The 19,827-nt window shown below is 67.5% G+C and carries 18 protein-coding genes and 1 pseudogene; 3 read left to right on the plus strand and 16 right to left on the minus strand.

Annotated features, from left to right (window positions below; genetic code table 11):
* Positions 1 to 21: 21 nt before the first annotated feature.
* Entirely contained in the window at positions 22 to 1,644 is a 1,623-nt protein-coding gene (locus MicroSTF_RS04190; RefSeq protein ID WP_322953796.1) for a UDP-N-acetylmuramoyl-L-alanyl-D-glutamate--2,6-diaminopimelate ligase, read from the plus strand.
* Between the two features lie 36 nt (positions 1,645 to 1,680).
* Here MicroSTF_RS04190 and dxr read toward each other — a convergent pair whose 3' ends face one another.
* Both dxr and MicroSTF_RS04200 read right to left on the minus strand, forming a co-directional pair.
* The gene (dxr, locus tag MicroSTF_RS04195) at positions 1,681 to 2,763 is read right to left on the minus strand and encodes a 1-deoxy-D-xylulose-5-phosphate reductoisomerase (protein WP_315068315.1); all 1,083 of its coding nucleotides are present in this window, start codon (positions 2,761 to 2,763) and stop codon (positions 1,681 to 1,683) included.
* Positions 2,764 to 2,799: 36 nt separating this feature from the next.
* Entirely contained in the window at positions 2,800 to 3,762 is a 963-nt protein-coding gene (locus tag MicroSTF_RS04200) for an FKBP-type peptidyl-prolyl cis-trans isomerase (RefSeq protein WP_021199384.1), read from the minus strand.
* Positions 3,763 to 3,885: 123 nt separating this feature from the next.
* Between MicroSTF_RS04200 and MicroSTF_RS04205 the strand changes: the two genes are divergently transcribed.
* Complete coding sequence (locus tag MicroSTF_RS04205) at positions 3,886 to 4,683, plus strand: lysophospholipid acyltransferase family protein (RefSeq protein ID WP_029258171.1); 798 nt, start codon at positions 3,886 to 3,888, stop codon at positions 4,681 to 4,683.
* 16 nt (positions 4,684 to 4,699) lie between these two features.
* Here the strand turns inward: MicroSTF_RS04205 and MicroSTF_RS04210 are convergent, their stop codons facing one another.
* A complete protein-coding gene (locus tag MicroSTF_RS04210) occupies positions 4,700 to 5,194 on the minus strand; it encodes an OsmC family protein (protein WP_029258170.1) in 495 nt (164 codons plus the stop codon).
* A 67-nt stretch (positions 5,195 to 5,261) separates the two neighbouring features.
* Here MicroSTF_RS04210 and MicroSTF_RS04215 point away from each other — a divergent pair, with 67 nt between their 5' ends.
* A complete protein-coding gene (locus MicroSTF_RS04215; RefSeq protein WP_029258169.1) occupies positions 5,262 to 6,257 on the plus strand; it encodes an asparaginase in 996 nt (331 codons plus the stop codon).
* Positions 6,258 to 6,398: 141 nt separating this feature from the next.
* Here MicroSTF_RS04215 and MicroSTF_RS04220 read toward each other — a convergent pair whose 3' ends face one another.
* The 13 genes and pseudogenes from MicroSTF_RS04220 to atpB all read right to left on the minus strand — a co-directional run bounded on the left by MicroSTF_RS04220 (position 6,399) and on the right by atpB (position 19,773).
* Entirely contained in the window at positions 6,399 to 9,149 is a 2,751-nt protein-coding gene (locus MicroSTF_RS04220) for an FtsK/SpoIIIE domain-containing protein (protein ID WP_322953802.1), read from the minus strand.
* Positions 9,150 to 9,207: 58 nt separating this feature from the next.
* Entirely contained in the window at positions 9,208 to 10,005 is a 798-nt protein-coding gene (locus MicroSTF_RS04225) for a PP2C family protein-serine/threonine phosphatase (RefSeq protein WP_021199379.1), read from the minus strand.
* A gap of 84 nt (positions 10,006 to 10,089) precedes the next feature.
* Positions 10,090 to 11,072 (minus strand): annotated as a pseudogene (locus tag MicroSTF_RS04230) (aldo/keto reductase).
* A 104-nt stretch (positions 11,073 to 11,176) separates the two neighbouring features.
* Positions 11,177 to 12,007: a large exoprotein gene (locus MicroSTF_RS04235; RefSeq protein ID WP_322953805.1), complete on the minus strand. Its 831-nt coding sequence runs from the start codon at positions 12,005 to 12,007 to the stop codon at positions 11,177 to 11,179.
* Positions 12,008 to 12,152: 145 nt separating this feature from the next.
* Entirely contained in the window at positions 12,153 to 12,899 is a 747-nt protein-coding gene (locus MicroSTF_RS04240) for a YaaA family protein (protein ID WP_021199377.1), read from the minus strand.
* A gap of 76 nt (positions 12,900 to 12,975) precedes the next feature.
* Positions 12,976 to 13,236: a F0F1 ATP synthase subunit epsilon gene (locus MicroSTF_RS04245; protein WP_017830988.1), complete on the minus strand. Its 261-nt coding sequence runs from the start codon at positions 13,234 to 13,236 to the stop codon at positions 12,976 to 12,978.
* Between the two features lie 2 nt (positions 13,237 to 13,238).
* Positions 13,239 to 14,693: a F0F1 ATP synthase subunit beta gene (gene atpD / locus MicroSTF_RS04250; RefSeq protein ID WP_017830989.1), complete on the minus strand. Its 1,455-nt coding sequence runs from the start codon at positions 14,691 to 14,693 to the stop codon at positions 13,239 to 13,241.
* Positions 14,694 to 14,714: 21 nt separating this feature from the next.
* The gene (locus MicroSTF_RS04255) at positions 14,715 to 15,611 is read right to left on the minus strand and encodes a F0F1 ATP synthase subunit gamma (protein ID WP_017830990.1); all 897 of its coding nucleotides are present in this window, start codon (positions 15,609 to 15,611) and stop codon (positions 14,715 to 14,717) included.
* 19 nt (positions 15,612 to 15,630) lie between these two features.
* Entirely contained in the window at positions 15,631 to 17,271 is a 1,641-nt protein-coding gene (gene atpA, locus MicroSTF_RS04260; protein ID WP_021199376.1) for a F0F1 ATP synthase subunit alpha, read from the minus strand.
* Positions 17,272 to 17,318: 47 nt separating this feature from the next.
* A complete protein-coding gene (locus MicroSTF_RS04265; protein ID WP_021199375.1) occupies positions 17,319 to 18,110 on the minus strand; it encodes a F0F1 ATP synthase subunit delta in 792 nt (263 codons plus the stop codon).
* Positions 18,110 to 18,667, minus strand: coding sequence for a F0F1 ATP synthase subunit B (locus tag MicroSTF_RS04270; protein ID WP_322953813.1), 558 nt, complete (start codon positions 18,665 to 18,667; stop codon positions 18,110 to 18,112). The genes MicroSTF_RS04265 and MicroSTF_RS04270 overlap by 1 nt, the downstream gene beginning before the upstream one ends.
* A gap of 27 nt (positions 18,668 to 18,694) precedes the next feature.
* Positions 18,695 to 18,931, minus strand: coding sequence for an ATP synthase F0 subunit C (gene atpE / locus MicroSTF_RS04275; protein ID WP_021199373.1), 237 nt, complete (start codon positions 18,929 to 18,931; stop codon positions 18,695 to 18,697).
* 44 nt (positions 18,932 to 18,975) lie between these two features.
* Positions 18,976 to 19,773 (minus strand): F0F1 ATP synthase subunit A, encoded by a 798-nt coding sequence (gene atpB, locus MicroSTF_RS04280; RefSeq protein WP_036271459.1) that lies wholly within the window; start codon positions 19,771 to 19,773, stop codon positions 18,976 to 18,978.
* Positions 19,774 to 19,827 lie beyond the last annotated feature (54 nt).

Here is a 19,827-nt window from a genome sequence, read left to right on the forward strand (position 1 = left end):
TCGTGAGATCATGGATGCGCCATGTCGATTGAACAACAACCGAGCCTGCCTCCCGTGCTCCGCCCCGCGAACCCGCCCCGGCGTGAGCTGTCCGAACTCGCTTCCCGTTTCGCCCGCACCGTCCGCGGCGATGTCGACGGAATCGCCCTCTCCGGCATCACCCTCGCGACGGCAGACCTGCGTCCCGGCGAGGCATTCGTCGCGATCCGCGGCGTCAACCGGCATGGCGCGGACTTCGCCGTCACCGCCGCTGAGAAGGGTGCCGTCGCCGTCATCACCGACGACGCTGGCGCGGAGATCGCCGAAGCCGCGGGGCTTCCGATTCTCGTGGTCGACGACCCTCGCGCCGTGCTCGGTGATCTCAGCGCGTGGGCCTACGGCACCGGCGCCGGTGACCCGCTCCCCCTGCTGTTCGCGACGACGGGCACCAACGGCAAGACCAGCGTCTCCCACCTGCTCGAGGGGATCCTCGATCAGATCGGCGTGGTCACCGGCCTCTCCTCCACCGCAGAACGTCACATCGCGGGCGAGGTCATCGTCTCGCGCCTGACCACCCCTGAAGCCTCCGAGATGCACGCGCTCCTGGCGCTGATGCGTGAGCGCCAGGTCGAAGCCGTCGCGGTCGAGGTCAGCGCACAGGCGCTGTCACGTCACCGCGTCGACGGCATCCTGTTCGACGTCGCCGGATTCACGAACCTGAGCCACGATCACCTCGACGACTACGCCGACATGGAGGAGTACTTCGAGGCGAAGCTGCCCCTCTTCCGGCCCGACCGCGCCCAGCGCGGGGTCATCTGCCTGGATTCCCCGTCCGGTGCGGTCGTCGTCGACCGGGCCGAGATCCCGGTCGTCACTGTCGGCACTCCGTCGATCGCCGCCGATCCCGACGCCGCGACCGCCGCGGACTGGGTGGTCGTCATCGACGAGGAGCGCGCCGCCGGTACGACCTTCACGATGACCGGCCCCGCCGGGTCCCTCACCACGACGGTCCCGGTGATCGGACCGCACATGGCGGCCAACGCGGCTCTGGCGATCGTGATGCTCCTCGAGGGCGGCTACGCCTGGGATCGCATCGTCGATGCGCTCACCCGTGACGGGGGGATCCGCGCCTACCTGCCCGGTCGCACCCAGCTGGTCTCCGGCGATCGTGGGCCTGCCGTCTTCGTCGACTTCGGACACTCACCCGACGCATTCGAGAAGACTCTCGCCGCCGTCCGGCGCGTGACACCGGGGAAGGTGCTGATGCTCTTCGGCGCCGACGGCGACCGCGACGCGAGCAAGCGCTTCGACATGGCGCGCACGGCGGTCGAAGGCAGTGACATCCTCGTCGTCACCGATCACCACCCCCGCTTCGAGGACCCCGCGTCCATTCGGGCGACCCTCATCGAGGGCGCCCGCACGGCACGACCGGATGCCGAGATCCACGAGGCCTCACCGCCCGAGAACGCCATCATCACCGCGGTCGGCTTGGTCGGCGACGGCGACGCCATCCTGTGGGCCGGCCCCGGGCACCAGGACTATCGCGACATCCGCGGCGTCCGCACACCGTATTCGGCACGCGAGCTCGCTCGCCGCGCGCTGCGCGACGCCGGCTGGCCCGTACCCGATTCGCGTTGGCCGGTCCCGTACCCCGACGAGGATTGACCTGCTCGACCAGGGCGACTCCGCCCTGGTCCCCGATCAGAGCGCCGCGATCATCCGATCGGCCGTCGAGCGCGCCCACGCCTCGGCCTCGGCGAGCGTCTCGACGGTGAGGGCGTCCGGCGCATCGTGCGCGTCGACGACCCGAGCGATCGTGTCCACGATGCCGAGGAACGAGAGCCGTCCCTCGTGGAACGCGTCGACCGCTTGTTCGTTCGCGGCGTTGTAGATAGCAGGGAACGTGCCGCCGGCGCGGCCCACCGCCTTCGCGAGTGCGACGGAGGGGAACGCCACGGCGTCGAGCGGCTCGAACGTCCAGGAAGTGGCGGATGACCAGTCGAGGGGCCGTCCGACGCCACCGACGCGGTGCGGCCAGTCCAGACCCAGGGAGATCGGCAGACGCATGTCGGGCGGGGAGGCCTGTGCGATCGTGGAACCATCGATGAACTCGACCATCGAGTGCACGATGGACTGCGGGTGCACCACGACCTCGATGTCGTCGTAGGCGACGTCGAACAGCAGGTGCGCTTCGATCACCTCGAGTCCCTTGTTGACAAGGGTCGCGGAGTTGGTCGTGACCATCCGTCCCATGTCCCATGTCGGATGCGCGAGAGCCTCGGACGGAGTGACCTCGGTCAGCTGCGCGCGGCTGCGACCGCGGAACGGCCCGCCCGACGCCGTCACCACGAGGCGGCGCACCTCGGCATGGGTACCGGCCAGGAGCGCTTGCGCGAGAGCCGAGTGCTCGGAATCGACCGGGACGATCTGACCGGGAGCGGCGGCGGCGAGGACCAGGTCGCCGCCGACGATGAGGGACTCCTTGTTCGCGAGAGCGAGCACGCGTCCCGCCTTCAGCGCCGCGAGCGTCGAGCCCAGCCCGATCGAGCCGGTGATGGCATTGAGCACCACGTCCGCCTCGACGTCACGGACCAGCTGCTCGGCCTCGAGCGCGCCGAGAGCGGTCGACTCGACCTGGAACTGTGCGGCCTGCGCTTCCAACATCTCGGCGTTGGACCCGGCAGCGAGACCTACCAGCTCGAATCGGCGAGGATTGGCACGGATCACATCCAGTGCCTGGGTGCCGATGGAACCGGTGGAGCCGAGGACGATGACGCGACGCATACCGTCAGCCTAGGTCACGCCCTCGGCACCCAGCGGCTACTGCTGTGCCTGGACCGGTGTCGTCGCCAGGATGTCCACGACGAACACGAGGCTCTCCTTCTGGAGCTCATGTCCCTCGCTCGCACCGTATCCGTCGGACGGCGGCATCACGACGATGACCTGTGAGCCGACCTTCTGACCTTCGAGAGCCTTCTGGAAGCCCGCGACCACGCCGGTGGTCTGGAACTGCGCGGGCGCGGCGTCGCGGCTCCAACTGGAGTCGAACTCCTTGCCGTCGGACCACTTGACGCCCAGGTACTGCACGACGACGAGGTCACCGGAGGCGACCGTCGCGCCGTCACCCTGCTTGAGGACGGCGACCTGGGTCTCCGTCGGCGCGTCACCGTCCGGGATCGTCACGGTCGGAGCGCCCTTGTCGTCGAGCTTGACGGTGGGCATGCCCGGAGTCGGATCGACCGGCGTTCCCGTCGCCACTTCAGGGAGCTGCTCGACGGCCTCGGCGTAGACGACCACGTTGTTGGCGCCCTCACCGAGGACCTTTCCGGGAAGAGTCAGCACGATGCGCGAGCCGACCGGCTTGCACTCGAGCGCCGCGACGAAGAGCGAGGACTGGTTGGTGTCGAGGAGCACGGGCAGCACACCGCCTTCACCACGAGCCGACGAGTCGAGCACCTGATTGTTGGTCGCGTCGACGATCTGGTACTCGACGGACACCAGGTCATTGACCACGACGTCGTCTCCGTCTCCCTCGGAGATGACGGTCCTCTCGACGCCGGCGAACGGCGCATCGGCCGGAACCGTCACGGTGGTGTCTGCCCCTTCCCCCTCCACGACGACCGCGTCCGAGGTGTCCCCGGACTTCGCATCCAGCTGGCACGTGCTCGATGCGGAGGGCGACGGGGTGCCGGAGCTCTCCGGGGCTCCACCACCGGCACAACCGGCCAGCAGCAGGGTCGCCGCGGCGACGGTGGACAGAACGATGAGCGGACGCTTGCGCACAGTGAGACCTCGGGATCGCGGGCAGGAAACTCCATCCTGCCCCATACCCCTTTGCTCGCGCTGGGAGGCGCGGCGCAACTCTTCATTCCCACCCCGGCATGGATCCGGGAGTAATCTGCTCTGATGACCTCTGAGCAGTCCGTCGAGCCCGAATCCTCGTCAGAAGAGGAATCCTCGTCAGAGGAGACTGCGAAGCCTCGCCACGCCGGGTTCGCCTACACGCTCGGCCGGAGCCTCATCACGCCACTCGCCCGTCTGGTGTACCGCCCTCGGATCGAGGGGCGCGACAACGTGCCGCTGACCGGTCCCGTCATCTTCGCGAGCAACCATCTGTCATTCATCGACTCGATCGCGATCCCGGTCGCGGCCCCTCGTCCCGTCCACTTCCTCGCGAAGTCGACGTACTTCGAAGGCACCGGATTCAAAGGCTGGATGAGCAAGACCTTCTTCGAATCGATCGGCGCGATCCCCGTGCGCCGCGGTGCCGGACAAGCCGCGCTGGACGCGCTCGACCTGCAACGCCAGCTCCTCGATGAAGGTCTCGCCGTCGCCCTGTATCCGGAGGGGACCCGCTCGACCGACGGCCGCCTCTACAAAGGCCGCACGGGCGTCGCGTTCCTCGCTCTGCAGACGGGCGCCCCTGTGGTGCCGGTCGGCCTCATCGGCACGGACAAGGTGATGCCGGTGGGAGCGAAGGTCCCCACCCTCAAGGAGCGCATCACCGTGCGTTTCGGCGAGCCGCTCGACCTCTCGCCGCACGGGCCCGCGACCAGTGGACGGGCACGTCGTCTCGCCACCGATCAGATCATGGCGGCGATCCACGGTCTCTCCGGCCAGGAGCTCGCCGGCGCGTACAACGAGGCACCGGCGCAAGGTGCCATCGAGAAGATCAAGCAGGCCCTCCCGCACGAGCGTCGCTGAGGTCTGTGAGCCCCACTCAGGCGAGGGCTGTGACCGTCGCCTGGTGGCGTACGGGGAAGTTCATCGAGTTCGCGATGAAGCACCACTCGTTCGCCTGGGCGTGGGCGCGCTCTGCCGCGTCGATCATCGAGGCGTCGGCGACGACGACCTCGGGCCGCAGCATCACCTCGACGAACGATCCGCCCCCCGCACCGTCCTCGCGCATCGTCCCGCTGGCCTGGTCGCGATAGGACACCACGACGACGCCCGCGGTCACACACGCGTGCAGGTATGACAGCAGGTGGCACTCGGAGAGGGAGGCGAGCAGCAGGTCCTCCGGATTCCATCGTGAGGGATCGCCGCGGAACGGCTTGTCTGCCGAGGCGAGGAGATCGGGCTTCCCCTCGACCTCGATCGTCACGTCTCGCCGGTAGTCCCGGTATCCGGTCGTCCCGGTGCCGGTGTTGCCGGTCCACGTCGAGGTGAGCGCGTAGCGGTGTTCGCCGAGCGTGCGCGTGGTCGTCTCTGCCATCTGCTCAGTCTGTCAGGCTCCTCCGACACGACGCGAGACGCCGCACGCCCCGGGCTAGAGTTGACGGGTGCTGGAGACTCTCACCGTTCAGGATTCCGTGGAACTCGCCGTCGTCGAGCGGAGCGGATTCGTCGAATCCCGCCACGCCGGCGCGGCCGTCGTGCTCTCCCCCGACGGGGACATCGTCGGTCGCCATGGAAATGCCGATGCGCTGATCCTGCCGCGATCCAGCCTCAAGCCTCTCCAGGCGATCGCCTGCATCACCGCAGGTGCCGTCCTCGAAGGCGAGCAGCTCGCGCTCTCCACGGCCAGTCACGTCGGCACCGACCGTCACGCTTCGGTGGTACGCGACATCCTGACCGAGGGCGGGCTGACGGAAGACGATCTCCGCTGCCCGGCCACGTGGCCGAGCGACTCGGCGTCGCGAGACGAGCTCGTCCGCGAGCACGGCGAGCCGACCCGGGTGCGCATGAACTGCTCCGGCAAGCACGCCGCGATGCTCCGCGCATGCGTGGCGACGGGCTGGCCGACCGACGGATACCTCGACCCGACCCATCCACTGCAACAGCACATCCGCGACGTCATCGAGCGCCTCACTGGCGAGAAGATCGCCCACACCGCTATCGACGGGTGCGGTGCGCCGGTCCATGCGATGACACTGACCGGCCTGGCACGCGCGATCCACCGCATCGGCACCGCTTCCGACCGCTCGCCCTTCGCCCTCCACCGCGTGGCCGGTTCCCTGGTCCGCGCCGTGCGGGAGAACCCCTGGACGATCGAGGGTCCGGGCCGCCCCGACACGATCGCGACCGAGAGGCTTGGCGTGTTCACCAAGTACGGCGCCGAGGGCGTGATGGTGATGGTCGCCCCCAACGGCACGACCGTGGCGCTGAAGATGCTCGACGGCGCCACTCGCGCCTCGACGATCGTTGCCGCGACCCTGCTCGCTCGGGCGGGCGGGCTGAGCGATGCCGACGTGGCATCGCTCGCGGACGCACTTCCGCTCGCCGTGCTCGGCGGTGGGGAGAACGTCGGCTCCATCCGACCCGGCGCAGGAGTCTGACGCCCGCGGCGGCGTTCCTCGTCGCCGAGCGTCGATTCGCGGCGCCTTCTCCTCACGACAACGTCTCCGCACGGCAACGCTTCTCACGGCAACGCTTCTCAGGGCAACGCTTCTCAGGGCATCGCTTCTCAGGGCAACGCCTCACCGAGGCGACAGCTCGGCGAGGTGGACACGTTTCGGCGCACCGGAGCCGGTGACCGACCAGGCCCGGCCTGCGTGCGGGTGTGCATACGGAGGAAGCTCCCGCGCGCCGATCAGTTGCCGGAGCTCGCCGGGATGTTCACATCGGATGAGCACCTCGCCTGCCGATCTGATGCGCTGCCACAGCGACCAGTTCCGCTGCCAGGTCTCCGCGTCGGCGACCACGATGCAGCGTGTTCCCGGCGAAGTCGACTCAGATCCTGCCGCCACCACCTCGCATGCGGGGTGCGCGTCGTGAAGAGCGGCGATGACCGTATCGGTGCCGGCACTGACGACAGCGGTGATCGCAGACGACGGCGTCCACCGTGGTGTCTGCGCTGCCTGCGGCAGCCATCGGCCCTCGTCGACCCACGCCAACTGCACCTCGCGATCTCCGATTACGGCGCGCCCGGGTACGCGGTCGCGCACGAACCCCGATGCCTCTCCGCCGGCCGCCAGATGCTCGAGTCTCGTCGGCATCCGCAACAGCGCCCGACGGGGCACCAGATCGAGTACACGTCCCAACGCCCCGCTCGCCCTGGTGGCCGTCAGAACGAAGGTGGTGTCCGGACTCGCCCGAAGCACGCGCTCCCAGCGGTGGGCGAGCTGCTGGGCGTATTCGGCCGGCAGAGCCGCCAGCATCGCATCCACGTCGTCGATCAGGACGACCGAGGGCGGACGCTCCCCGCCCTCGACCCATGCGGCGAGCACGTCCCAGGCGCCCTCGGGATCGCCGGGCATCCAGAATGCGTCATCGCATTGCGCCGCGACCGCTCTCAGCACCGAGGTCTTACCGAATCCGGGGGCGCCCAGCACCACCAGCCCCCGTTCCTCTCCGCGCCGGAGCATCTCCAGCGGCTGCGCCTGGCGACCAGGGTCATCGGCGCGACCGAGGATGATCGCATCGGGGAGGATTTCGGCCTCCGTGACGAGTTCGGCGATCGGCAGGATGGCCGGAAGCGGGGGAAGCCACGGGCTGGATGACTCGCCCGCTGCCGCCCACCGCAGACCGACACCACGAATATCGGAAGCCTCAGTCAGGGCGATGCGCATCGCGACGGGTTCCTGGTCGGATGGTCGACGCAGCAAGCCGAGACCGCGGGAACCGACGTCTCCCGTGAGCGCGGAGGCAGCATCGGTACCGATCACGAGCCGACTGTCGGCGGCGTCGCCGACGCGCAGGCTGATGCGAAGGGGGCAGTTCGCAGCCAGGGCGTCTCTGATCACCCCGGCAGCACGCTGTGTCCCGAGAATCAGGTGCATCCCGAGGGCGCGGCCACGGGCAGCGATATCGATGAAGACCGCACCGAGCTCGGGGTGCTCGGTCAGAAGCGCCGCGAACTCGTCGACGACGATGATCAGCCGCGGCATCGACACACAGCTGACGTCGCGCGCCCCGGCGGCGGCCAGCACCCTCTCTCGACGTCGCAGCTCGGCGGTCAGGCTGGAGACGCCTCGTCTTGCACCCTGATCGTCGAGATCAGTGATGACGGCGGCCACTTGAGGCAGTGCGCTCAGGGGTTCGAAAGCCGTTCCGCCTTTGAAATCGGCGAGCACGAACGTCACCTCGTCCGGGCCGTGCGCCGTGGCGATCGCAGTGACCCAGCTGACCAGCAGCTCGCTCTTGCCGGTCCCCGTCATCCCCGTCACGATCGCGTGCGGTCCGTCTCCCACGATGTCGACCGTGATGTTCGCGCGTTCGCCTCGGCCGATGGTCGCGACGAGCCCGCCTCCGGCCGAGGTCTGCTCGAGCTCGGAGAGCAGCACCGCGTCGGGGATCGCATCCGTCTCGTCGTCCCGACGCGCCAGCTCCGCGGAGACGGCCTCCGCTTGGGCACGCGACAGGCACTCGACAGCGACTGGCTGGCTACCTGTCGGGGTGCGCAGCGTCGCCCGCCGAGGTTCGACGATGTCGATGACCGTCGTGATTCCCGCCGGGACATCCTCCCCCACCGCGGTCAACACGATCAGGGCGTCCGCGTCCCCCCGGACGCCCGCCGCAGGACCGAGCCCGATCCGGAAAGCACCACGCCGCGCACTCCGGGCGTGGGGCAGGCTCGCCAGGCCGTGGTCAGCGAGATCAGTGTCTTCCGGATCGATGCCGATCAGCGACAGCTGGCCGGTGCCGAACCGCAGACACAGCTGCACGACAAGAGCGCGCGCTGCCGCCTCGGCCACAGGCCGCGCACCTCGAAGACAGATCCCCCCACCGATCGGCGCGGAGACCGGCGCGTCCGCGATGACACGGCATCGTTCACGGAAGTCCCGCGCGCGCGCGTCATCCGCGCCGGTGCAGCGGACCGCACTCGTCGTGTTGCCGGCACCGATGACGATCGGAGTCGTCGCGTCGACTCCCTGAGCGCCGCGCAGGGGCGCCTGTGCGATGCAGGTCGCGGCGTCGGGCCACCGCTGCCACAGGGCTTCGAGCTCGTCCTGCTGACGCTGGACCAGATCCGCTTCCGCCGCAACCCACTCGGCTTCGAGCTGCTGCTCGGTTCGTCGGCGTTCACGGCGCCGCGTACGTGTCGCGTCGAGCAGTGAGGCGCCGATCATCAACGGCCCCAATGCCGCGAAGCAGAGCGCGAGGAGGGAGCCGGTGACCAACCACATCACCACTCCCGTGGCCACCGGCACGAGGGCGGCCATGAAAGGCAGTGGAGCGCGAGGCGACGCTGCCGGAGCCGCGGGAAGCACGATCGGAGGGGATTCCATGGAATCCAGTGGACCGCATCACGGCCCGTGAAACAGGGCTGTGCACAGCGCTGGAGCGTTACTCCGCGGTGTTCTCGATTGGGGAGGACGAGTCGTCCTCTGCCGCCACCTGGACGATGATGAGGGTCACGTTGTCGCGACCGCCGTTCTCCAACGCCGCCGCAAGCATCGCGTCCACCGCGGCACCCGGATCGTCGTGCTCCCGGAGGAAATGCTGGATCCCGTAGTCGGTCAGTTCCTTGGTGAGGCCGTCCGAGCAGATGACGAATCGGTCACCGGGACGCACGTCGATGGAGACGTAATCGGGAGCTGTGAGCTCACTCGCCCCCACGGCACGCGTGATCACGTTGCTGTAGGGGTGCCCTTCAGCTTCCTCCGGGCTGAGCTTGCCCGCTGTGATCAGTTCCTGCACGACCGAGTGATCGGTGGTGATCTGGACCAGTCGATCGTCGCGAAGGAGATACACGCGGGAGTCGCCGATGTTCAGTGCGGTCCAGTGCGGCTCGTCCCCATCGGTCTCGAAGTACACCCCCGTGAGCGTGGTCCCCGTGCCCTCGTCGGTGGTCTCGGGATGCTCCGCGATGTCTCCGACAGCCAGTTCGAGCGCGTTCTCGATCGACGGTCCGTCGACCTTGCCCGAGGAGACGACGGCCTGCAACCGGGCCACCGTGCTCTGGCTCGCGATCTCGCCGCCGGCATGACCGCCCATTCCGTCAGCGACGATGAACAGCGGATAGTCGGCGAGGAACGCGTCCTGATTCGTCTCCCGGCGTCGGCCTTGATCGGTGATCCCGGACCACGACAGCAGCAGCGGGCGCTGCGCAACCGTGACGCGGTGCGTCTTCGTCTCAGCCACGTGCTGCCTCCGATGGGCCTGCGGCGGGTCGGACGGTCGCAGGATACTCACAACACATCGTAGTAGAAGTCACGCGCACCTCGATCACACCCTGGCACCCGGATCGGCCGGCAGCGGGAACAGATCATCGATGATGGCGAGTTCGGCCGCGTCGGGGCGCCAGGCCTCCCCCGCGTCTGCGTTCGCCTCGACCTGCGGGACCGAGGTCGCGCCCGCTATCACGCTCGAGACCGCCGCATGCGAGAGCAACCAGCCGAACGACGCCTGGACCATCGTGATGCCGCGCTCATCGCAGAAATCGCGGAATGCATCCAGGGCATCCCACGGTGCGCTCTCCCACACGTGGCGCCGTGTCGACATGATCCGGCTCTGCTGCGGCCCGCCGTCGCGAGTGAACTTCCCCGTGAGCAGGCCGTTGTGCAGGGGGAGTACGGGAAGAAGCCGAGTTCGTAGCGTTCCACCGCCGGCAGCACTTCCCGCTCCGCCGCCCGAGCCAGCAGGGAGTAGTGGTTCTGAGCCGAGATGAACCTGCCACTCGATCGCGCCCTCGTCGTGAACTCTGCTTCGGCGATCTGCCACCCGGCGAAGTTCGAGTGCCCGTAGTAGCGGATCTTGCCCTCGCGCACGAGTTCATCGAGGGCATCCGTGGTCTCCGCGATCGGCGTCTCGGGATCGGGGAGATGCAGCTGATAGAGATCGATCCAGTCCGTGCGCAACCGGCGCAGCGATTCCTCGACGGCCCGACGCACGTAGCGACGAGAACCCCGGGCAGCGGGGAACGCGTAACCCATGTCGCGCTCGTGTCCGAACTTCGTCGCCAGCACCACACGGTCGCGGCGTCCCTCGAGGGCTTCGCCCATCAGCAGCTCGCTCGCCCCCGCTGCTGCTCCGTACATGTCGGCGGTGTCGAGGAAGGTGATGCCGTTGGCAAGAGCCGCATCCAGCACCTCGCGCGTGCCGGCGAGACTCTCCGTCTTCGTCCCCGCGCGCCCGAAGTTGTTGCAGCCGAGGCCGGTGGCGGACACGAGAAGACCGGAGGCACCCACACGGCGCTGGAACGAGACCATGCCCCCACGTTAGCGGCAGCTGCGGATAGACGACCACTCGGAACGGCACAGAGCCCCCGACCGAAGTCGGGGGCTCTGTGTCAGAAGGTCACACCGTCAGACCATCACGCCGGAGGCTGTGTGGGGTCGGTCGGCGGGGCCGGCGGGGTTGCGGGAGGAGCCGGCGGAGCAGCGGGCGGAGCCGTCGGCGGTGCGGGCGGAGCCGTGGGCGGTGCCGCAGGGGGCGCCGGCGGCGTGGTCGGCGGCACCGGCGGAACCGGGGCACCGGTCGCCGGAGCTGCAGGGCCTGCGGGAGGTGCGTAGCCGGGCTGCGCGGGCGGTGCGTACCCCGGCTGCGCGGGAGGCGCGTATCCCTGCGGTCCGGGCTGCGCGTAGCCCTGCGGAGCACCGTAACCGGGCTGCGGCGCCGCGGCCGACGTCTGAGCGGGGATGCCCTCCCACGCGGTGCGGTCGCCGAGCAGACCGTTGGCAGCCCAGGAAGCGGGCTGGATGCTCGGGTTCCAGCGTGACTTGTCGAACGCGTTGATGCCGAGCCACACCGGAGGCAGGAAGAAGTAGAGGACGACCCAGACGGCGTCCTTCTGCAGCTTCAGCCCGACGCGCCAGGCGGCGATGAGGTCGACCACGCGACCCGCGATGCCGACGAGCGGGAGGATCAGGAACCACCCGAGGAACGGGATGATCGCGCCGAGGATACCGGCACCCATCAGGTAGAGGACGAGCCAAGGGCTCAGATCGCCGAGCTTGTAGAAGATCATCGTGCTGTAGACGGGCACCCACGCACGCCACTTCCCCTGCACTCCCGCCTTCTCGAAGATCTTCATGTAGAACCACGAGTAGAGTGCGTAGATGGCGAGTGGCAGGATCGTGTAGACCAGGGTCAGCGCGAGGATCGCTCCGCCTGACAGGCCGTCATAGCCGTAGTAGTCGTTCATGGTTCCCTCCAGAAAGTCATGATGCGGCATCATGCGCTGAACACACTAGCGCTTCCCGGGGTACGCGCGCATGTCTCTTACGCCGTCGGGCGCGTTCGACTCGTGGTCGCGCGTGGACGCACGGCGCACCCGGCCGATCCCCTGCTCACTCGTCGACGACGAGCTCCAGCACGCCCGGCTGTGCGCCATCGCGGAGAATGATCCCTCGCTTCTCCGCCCAGAGCCGAAGACCGCGAAGGGAACCGACCCGCGGTCGATCCTCGGCAATCGCCCGGACGAGTGCACCCTTCGATTTCTTGTTGAAGTGATTGAGGGCCCTCCCGTGCTCCGTCACGACCCGCACGTAAGCGGAGGAGACGGAGTCCGGCACGGGCCCCAGCGCGACGTACGCCTCACTCCGCAGGTCGAGCACGAACGACGGATCCGCCTCCGCGATCGCTGCAGAGGTGGCCTCCGCCCAATGCCGCCGAAGCGCGGGAAGCCCGGGGACGGAGGTGCCGGCGGCCAGCCGATACGTCGGGACCGCGTCGAGCGCGCCCACCGGTCCCAGCGGAGCGCTGTGGATCCAGACATGGGCACCCAGCCATCGACGGGACGCGACGGAGAGCGATCGGGCATCGAGCGCATCGAACAGCACTCCCGTGTACCGGTCGATCGCGGGCATCGTGGGAGCGGAGCGAAGCGCCCTGTTGTGCGCGATATCGCCGCTCTGCCGAGCACTCAGCTTGAGCACCCGACGGGCAGCCTCTTCGTCGGCAGCGAGGTCGATCAGCGCCTCGACGACAGCGGCGCGCCGCTCGTTCAGAGACGGGAGTGCCAGCGACGCGAGATCGAGCGGGGACCCCTCACCGCCCTCATGCTTGGTCTCCGACGGAGGGAGCAGGATCTTCATGGAACCTCGGTGGATACAGACGCGTCCGCCTCGGAACCCGTGCGGGTGCCGAGGCGGACGCGTGAAACAGGAACTGCTAGGCGATGAGAGCCGCGTTGCCGGCAACGATCGTCAGGGTGTCGCCCTCCATCGAGAGGAACCCGTCCTGCGCGTTGGCCAGCACCTTGGTGCCATCCGACTGGGTGATGCGAACCTGGCCCTCGGCGAGGATGGCCAGCACCGGCTCGTGGCCGGTCATGAAGCCGATCTCACCCTCGACGGTCTTGGCGACCACGAGGCTCGCCTCTCCCGTCCAGACCTCCGCATCAGCGGAGACGAGGCTGACATGCAGCGCCATGGTCAGCCGTTCTCCTTCTGGATCTTCGCCCACTGCTCTTCGACGTCGGAGATGCCACCGACGTTGAAGAAGGCCTGCTCGGCCACGTGGTCGAAGTCACCGCGGGTGATCGCGTCGAACGACTCGATGGTCTCCTTCAGCGGGACGGTCGAACCCTCGACGCCCGTGAACTTCTTGGCCATGTAGGTGTTCTGCGAGAGGAACTGCTGGATGCGACGTGCACGCGACACGACGATCTTGTCTTCCTCGGAGAGCTCATCGACACCCAGGATGGCGATGATCTCCTGCAGCTCCTTGTTCTTCTGGAGGATCTGCTTGACGGTCGTCGCGACGCGGTAGTGGTCCTCGCCCAAGTAGCGGGGGTCCATGATGCGCGACGTCGAGGTCAGCGGGTCGATGGCCGGGTACAGACCCTTCGAGGCGATCTCACGAGAGAGCTCGGTCGTCGCGTCGAGGTGGGCGAACGTCGTCGCCGGAGCCGGGTCGGTGTAGTCATCGGCGGGCACGTAGATCGCCTGCAGCGAGGTGATCGAGTGACCACGCGTCGAGGTGATGCGCTCCTGGAGCACACCCATCTCGTCGGCGAGGTTCGGCTGGTAACCCACGGCGGAGGGCATGCGGCCCAGCAGCGTGGAGACCTCGGAACCGGCCTGCGTGAAGCGGAAGATGTTGTCGATGAAGAGCAGAACGTCCTGCTTCTGCACGTCACGGAAGTACTCCGCCATCGTCAGAGCCGACAGGGCGACGCGAAGACGCGTTCCCGGCGGCTCGTCCATCTGGCCGAACACCAGGGCGGTCTTGTCGAAGACGCCCGCCTCTTCCATCTCGTGGATGAGGTCGTTGCCCTCACGGGTGCGCTCACCGACACCGGCGAACACAGACACACCACCGTGGTCCTGCGCGACGCGCTGGATCATCTCCTGGATGAGGACGGTCTTACCGACACCGGCTCCACCGAACAGACCGATCTTTCCACCCAGCACGTACGGGGTGAGGAGGTCGATCGACTTGATGCCGGTCTCGAACATCTGAGTCTTGGACTCGAGCTGGTCGAAGTTCGGGGCCTTGCGGTGGATCGGCCAGCGCTCGGTGACCTCGATGGTCTCGCCGGGCTCGAGGTTCAGCACCTCGCCGATGACGTTGAACACCTTGCCCTTGGTCACGTCGCCGACGGGGACCGAGATGGCCTCACCGGTGTCGCGGACTTCCTGGCCGCGGACGATGCCGTCGGTCGGGTTCAGCGCGATGGCGCGGACGAGGTCGTCGCCGAGGTGCTGAGCGACCTCGAGCGTGATCTCGGTGGACTCTTCGCCCATCGCGATCGTGGTCTTCAGCGCGTTGTAGATGTCGGGGATCGAGTCATGAGGGAACTCGATGTCGACAACCGGACCGTTGACGCGTGCGACGCGCCCGACGACCGCGGTCGCCGGCTGGTCAGCCGGAGCGGTGAGGGTCATTTTCGTCTCTTTCCTGATGGTCTATTTGCTCGAGAGGGCGTCGGCGCCGCCGACGATCTCGGCGATCTGCTGCGTGATCTCCGCCTGGCGCGCGTTGTTGCGCAGACGGGTGTAGTCGGTGATGAGCTTGTCGGCGTTGTCGCTGGCCGACTTCATCGCCTTCTGCGTCGCCGCCTGCTTTGCGGCAGACGACTGCAGGAGAGCGTTGAAGACTCGGCTCTGGATGTACACCGGCAGGATCGCGTCGAGAACAGTCTCGGCGTCCGGCTCGAACTCGTACAGCGGGTAAACGGTGTTACCGGCCTCCGACTCATCGGCTTCCGTGATCTCCAGCGGGAGCAGACGCACGGACTCGGGCGACTGCGTCATCATGCTGACGAAACGGTTGTACACGAGGTGGATCTCGTCGACGCCGCCGTCCTGTCCCCCGCGGGAGAAGGACTCGAGCAGCGTCGCGGAGATCTCCTCCGCGGTGTGGAACGACGGGGTGTCGGTGTCGCCCGTCCACTCCGCAGCGGCAGCCAGGCGTCGGAACTGGAAGTATCCGACGGCCTTGCGACCGATGAGGTAGAAGACCGGCTCCTTGCCCTGCTCCCGCAGGAGCTCCGCAACCTCGAGACCCTCACGGAGGATCTGCGAGTTGAAGGCTCCGGCGAGACCGCGGTCCGAGGAGAAGATCACGACCGCGGAGCGGGTGATGTTCTCGGACTCACGGGTCAGCGGGTGATCCACGTTCGAGTGCGTCGCGACGGCCGACACGGCCCTCGTCACGGCACGCGCGAAGGGAGTGGACGCCTTGACGCGTGCCATCGCCTTCTGGATGCGCGAAGCCGCGATGAGTTCCATCGCCTTCGTGATCTTCTTGGTCGTCTGAGCAGAAGAGATCTTCTGCTTGTAGACCCTGAGTTGAGCGCCCATATGTCAGTACCTCACGCGGTTACGCGCGACGACCCTTGACGATCTTCTCCTGGTTGACGTCTTCCGCCTCGGCCGCAGCGTGCTCTTCGTGACCCGGGGCGCCGATGGCGTGTCCCTTGCCACCCTGGAACTCCAGGATGAAGGCATCCGTCTGCTTGTCGAGCTCGGCGACCGTGGCGTCGTCGAGGACGTTGGTGTCGCGGAGGGTCTCGAGGACCTGGGTGTTGCGACGCAGGTAGTCCAGGAGCTCGCGCTCGAAGCGCAGCACGTCGGAGACCTCGATCGTGTCGAGCTTGCCGTTGGTACCGGCCCAGATCGAGACGACCTGCTCCTCGACGGGGTACGGCGAGTACTGCGGCTGCTTGAGCAGCTCGGTCAGACGCGCACCACGGGAGAGCTGACGACGCGAAGCCGCGTCGAGGTCGGAAGCGAACATCGCGAACGCCTCGAGGGAGCGGTACTGCGCGAGCTCCAGCTTCAACGTTCCGGAGACCTTCTTGATCGACTTGACCTGAGCGTCACCACCGACTCGCGAGACCGAGATACCCACGTCGACCGCAGGACGCTGGTTGGCGTTGAAGAGGTCGGACTGGAGGAAGATCTGGCCGTCGGTGATCGAGATCACGTTGGTCGGGATGTAGGCCGAGACGTCGTTCGCCTTGGTCTCGATGATCGGGAGACCCGTCATGGAACCGGCGCCGAGCTCGTCGGACAGCTTCGCGCAACGCTCGAGCAGACGCGAGTGCAGGTAGAAGACGTCACCCGGGTAGGCCTCACGGCCCGGCGGGCGGCGCAGGAGGAGGGAGACGGCACGGTAGGCCTCAGCCTGCTTCGACAGGTCATCGAAGATGATGAGGACGTGCTTGCCGCCGTACATCCAGTGCTGACCGATGGCGGAACCCGTGTAGGGAGCCAGGTACTTGAAGCCGGCGGGGTCGGACGCCGGAGCCGCCACGATCGTGGTGTACTCCAGAGCGCCGGCCTCTTCCAGCGCGCCCTTCACCGAAGCGATGGTCGAGCCCTTCTGGCCGATGGCGACGTAGATGCAGCGGACCTGCTTGTTGACGTCGCCAGACTCCCAGTTGGCCTTCTGGTTGATGATCGTGTCGATCGCGATGGCCGTCTTGCCGGTCTGGCGGTCGCCGATGATCAGCTGACGCTGGCCACGACCCACGGGGATCATCGCGTCGATGGCCTTGATGCCGGTCTGCATCGGCTCGTGCACCGACTTGCGCTGCATGACGCCGGGAGCCTGGAGCTCGAGGGCGCGGACGCTCTCGGTCTCGATGGCACCGAGTCCGTCGATCGGGTTGCCGAGCGGGTCGACCACGCGGCCGAGGTAGCCGTCGCCGACCGGGACCGAGAGGACCTCGCCGGTGCGGGTGACTTCCTGACCGGCCTCGACGCCGGTGAACTCGCCGAGGACGACGACACCGATCTCGTGCTCGTTCAGGCTCTGTGCGAGACCCTTGGTGCCGTCGGCGAAGATGACGAGCTCGTTCGCCATGACGCCGGGCAGTCCCTCGACGTGCGCGATGCCGTCTGCGGCGTCGATGACGGTGCCGACCTCGGTCGCCCCGGCCCCGGAGGGCTCGTATGCTGCGGCGAAGTCCTTCAGCGCGTCACGGATGACGTCGGGGCTGATCGATAGTTCTGCCATTGTCTTCCCTTTGTATCTGGGTGCGCGGTTCCCCGCGCGAAGTCGTGTTAGCCCGCGAGCTTCTGGCGAAGGTCGGCGAGTCGTGCGGAGATGCTGCCGTCGATGACGTCATCGGCGATCTGCACGCGCAGGCCTCCGACGACGGCAGGGTCGATGACGACGTTGAGCGATACCTGGCCGTCGTAGCGACGCGAGAGCGAGTCGCTGAGACGGGCGCGCTGCGCGTCGCTGAGAGGGGCCGCGGTGTGCACCGTGGCGACCACTCGACCACGCTGGCTCGAGACGACGCTCATCGCCCGGTTCAGCAGCCGTCGGACCCGTCGCCCGCGCGGCTCGCGCACGAGCGACGTGATGATCAGCGTCGTCGCGGCGCTGGTGGAGCCTTCGGCCAGGAGGCGCTCGACGAGTGCACTCTTGGCGTCTTCTCCACCGACGCGGCTGCCCAGAGCGAGTTCGAGCTCGGGGTTCGCCGCGATCACCCGGGAGAATCCGAAGAGCTCCCCCTCGATGTCCGTGCCGGGCTCGGCGATCGCTGCGGCGCGGATCGCGAGCTCCTCGATACCGTCGACGAGCTCACCCGCGTGGGACCAGCGCTCGGCGACGGCGGTCTTCAAGACGCCCTGGGCGCCTGCGGAGAACCCGCCGAACACCGCGGCGACGACGTTCTGTCGTGCCGCGGCGGGAGCGGAAGGATCAGCAAGCGCGCCGCTCAGCTGGGACGACTCGCTCACGGCATGCGCGGCAGCGAACAGCTCCCGCGCGGTGTCGAGAGTGACGTCCTTCGCTGCGGCAAGCGTCTTGATGGATGCCGCGAGTGCCTGAGTGGTCGCGCTGCCCATTACTGAGCCGCCTTCTCGGATGCCTCGAGCTCGGCGAGGAAGCGATCGACGACAGCCGTCGCACGTGCGTCGTCGGAGAGCGTCTCGCCGACGACGCCACCGGCGAGGTCGAGAGCGAGCGATCCGACCTCGCTGCGCAGCGAGACGAGAGCGGTCTGACGCTCTGCTTCGATCTGCGTGTGCGCGGTGGCGGTGATGCGTGCGGCCTCGGCGGTCGCGGCGTCCTTCGCCTCGGCGACGATCTTCTTGCCATCCTTGCGGGCGGCCTCGCGGATCTCGCCGGCCTCGGTACGCGCCTCGGCGAGCTGACGCGTGTACTCCTCGAGTGCCGCCTCCGCCTGCTTCTGCGCCTCGTCGGCCTTGGCGATGTTGCCCTCGATGGCGGCGGACCGCTCGTCGAGCATCTTCGTCAGCTTGGGAAGGGCGACCTTCCACACGACGATGAGGATGATGAGGAACCAGAGGCCCGACCAGATGATGTCGTACCACGCCGGGATGAGCGGGTTGTTAACCGCGCCCTCCTCTGCTGCGAGGTTCGTGACAAGAGCGTTCAGCATCCTGTCTCCTTCAGAAGTCGGTTCGGATTACGGGAAGGGGATGAATCCGACGGCGATGCCGACGAATGCAAGCGCCTCGGTGAAGGCGATACCGATCCACATGAGGACCTGGAGACGGCCGGCCAGCTCGGGCTGACGAGCGACGCCCTCGATGGTCTTGCCCACGACGATGCCCACACCGATGGCCGGGCCGATGGCTGCGAGGCCGTAGCCGATCACCGCGAGGTTGCCGTTGATGTCAGCGAGAACCGTAGTTGCGTCCACGGGGTTTTTCCTTTCGTTGGGTGGGAGGGCTGTTGCCCGCCCGCTCAGTGCTCTTCTGCGACCGCGAGCTGGATGTAGACCGCGGTGAGGACGGTGAAGACGTATGCCTGGAGGACGGCGACCAGAATCTCGAAGAGAGTGAAGGCGCCGCCGAAGGCGAGGGTTCCGATACCGAGAGCGGCCCAGCCGCCACCCGCGGTGAAGAAGAAGAACTGGGTCGCTGCGAAGCAGAGGACCAGGATCATGTGACCGACGACCAGGTTCATCAGCAGTCGCAGGGTGAGGGTCACCGGGCGGATGATGAAGGTCGAGATCAGCTCGATGGGCGTGACGATGAAGTACACGGGCCACGGCACACCGGAGGGGAAGAGCGAGTTCTTGAAGAAGTTCTTGGGGCTCTTCTTGATGCCGGCGTAGATGAAGGTGACGTAGCTGACCACCGCGAGCGTGAGCGGCACCGCGATGATCGCCGTACCCGGCATGTTCAGGAACGGGATGATGCCGGTGATGTTCATGAACAGCGTCATGAAGAAGATGGTCATCAGGATCGGGAGGAACCGGTCACCGTCCTTGCGACCGAGCAGGTCGTGGGCGATGCCGCCACGGACGAAGCCGAGGCCCATCTCGACGACGCTCTGGAAACGTCCGGGGACGACCTTCATGCGTCGGGTGCCGAGCCAGAGGATGAGGACCACGGCGATCACCGAGAGCAACTGGATCAGGTGGATCCGGTTCACCGGGATGGGTCCTACGTGGAAGAGGATCTCCGGAAAGAACTCATCGATCGAAGGGCCGTGGAACTCGCCGTCGGTGGCAAGTCGGGGGGTCAGGGTCGCAGCGATATTAAACAGCGCGGGCTCCAGCTTCGGGGCACCGGTCAGAACCGGGGCGACGAT

This window comes from Microbacterium sp. STF-2 (assembly GCF_034650155.1).
GTDB lineage: Bacteria > Actinomycetota > Actinomycetes > Actinomycetales > Microbacteriaceae > Microbacterium > Microbacterium maritypicum_A.

Excerpts from the sequence above, each read along its gene's own strand:
- MicroSTF_RS04220 (WP_322953802.1), bottom strand. The coding sequence starts at position 9,149 with ATGGAATCCCCTCCGATCGTGCTTCCCGCGGCTCCGGCAGCGTCGCCT.
- MicroSTF_RS04270 (WP_322953813.1), bottom strand. The coding sequence starts at position 18,667 with ATGCTGAACGCTCTTGTCACGAACCTCGCAGCAGAGGAGGGCGCGGTT.
- MicroSTF_RS04265 (WP_021199375.1), bottom strand. The coding sequence starts at position 18,110 with ATGGGCAGCGCGACCACTCAGGCACTCGCGGCATCCATCAAGACGCTT.
- MicroSTF_RS04240 (WP_021199377.1), bottom strand. The coding sequence starts at position 12,899 with ATGAAGATCCTGCTCCCTCCGTCGGAGACCAAGCATGAGGGCGGTGAG.
- MicroSTF_RS04255 (WP_017830990.1), bottom strand. The coding sequence starts at position 15,611 with ATGGGCGCTCAACTCAGGGTCTACAAGCAGAAGATCTCTTCTGCTCAG.
- dxr (WP_315068315.1), bottom strand. The coding sequence starts at position 2,763 with ATGCGTCGCGTCATCGTCCTCGGCTCCACCGGTTCCATCGGCACCCAG.
- atpA (WP_021199376.1), bottom strand. The coding sequence starts at position 17,271 with ATGGCAGAACTATCGATCAGCCCCGACGTCATCCGTGACGCGCTGAAG.
- MicroSTF_RS04190 (WP_322953796.1), top strand. The coding sequence starts at position 22 with ATGTCGATTGAACAACAACCGAGCCTGCCTCCCGTGCTCCGCCCCGCG.
- MicroSTF_RS04245 (WP_017830988.1), bottom strand. The coding sequence starts at position 13,236 with ATGGCGCTGCATGTCAGCCTCGTCTCCGCTGATGCGGAGGTCTGGACG.
- MicroSTF_RS04205 (WP_029258171.1), top strand. The coding sequence starts at position 3,886 with ATGACCTCTGAGCAGTCCGTCGAGCCCGAATCCTCGTCAGAAGAGGAA.
- atpD (WP_017830989.1), bottom strand. The coding sequence starts at position 14,693 with ATGACCCTCACCGCTCCGGCTGACCAGCCGGCGACCGCGGTCGTCGGG.
- MicroSTF_RS04210 (WP_029258170.1), bottom strand. The coding sequence starts at position 5,194 with ATGGCAGAGACGACCACGCGCACGCTCGGCGAACACCGCTACGCGCTC.
- MicroSTF_RS04235 (WP_322953805.1), bottom strand. The coding sequence starts at position 12,007 with ATGAACGACTACTACGGCTATGACGGCCTGTCAGGCGGAGCGATCCTC.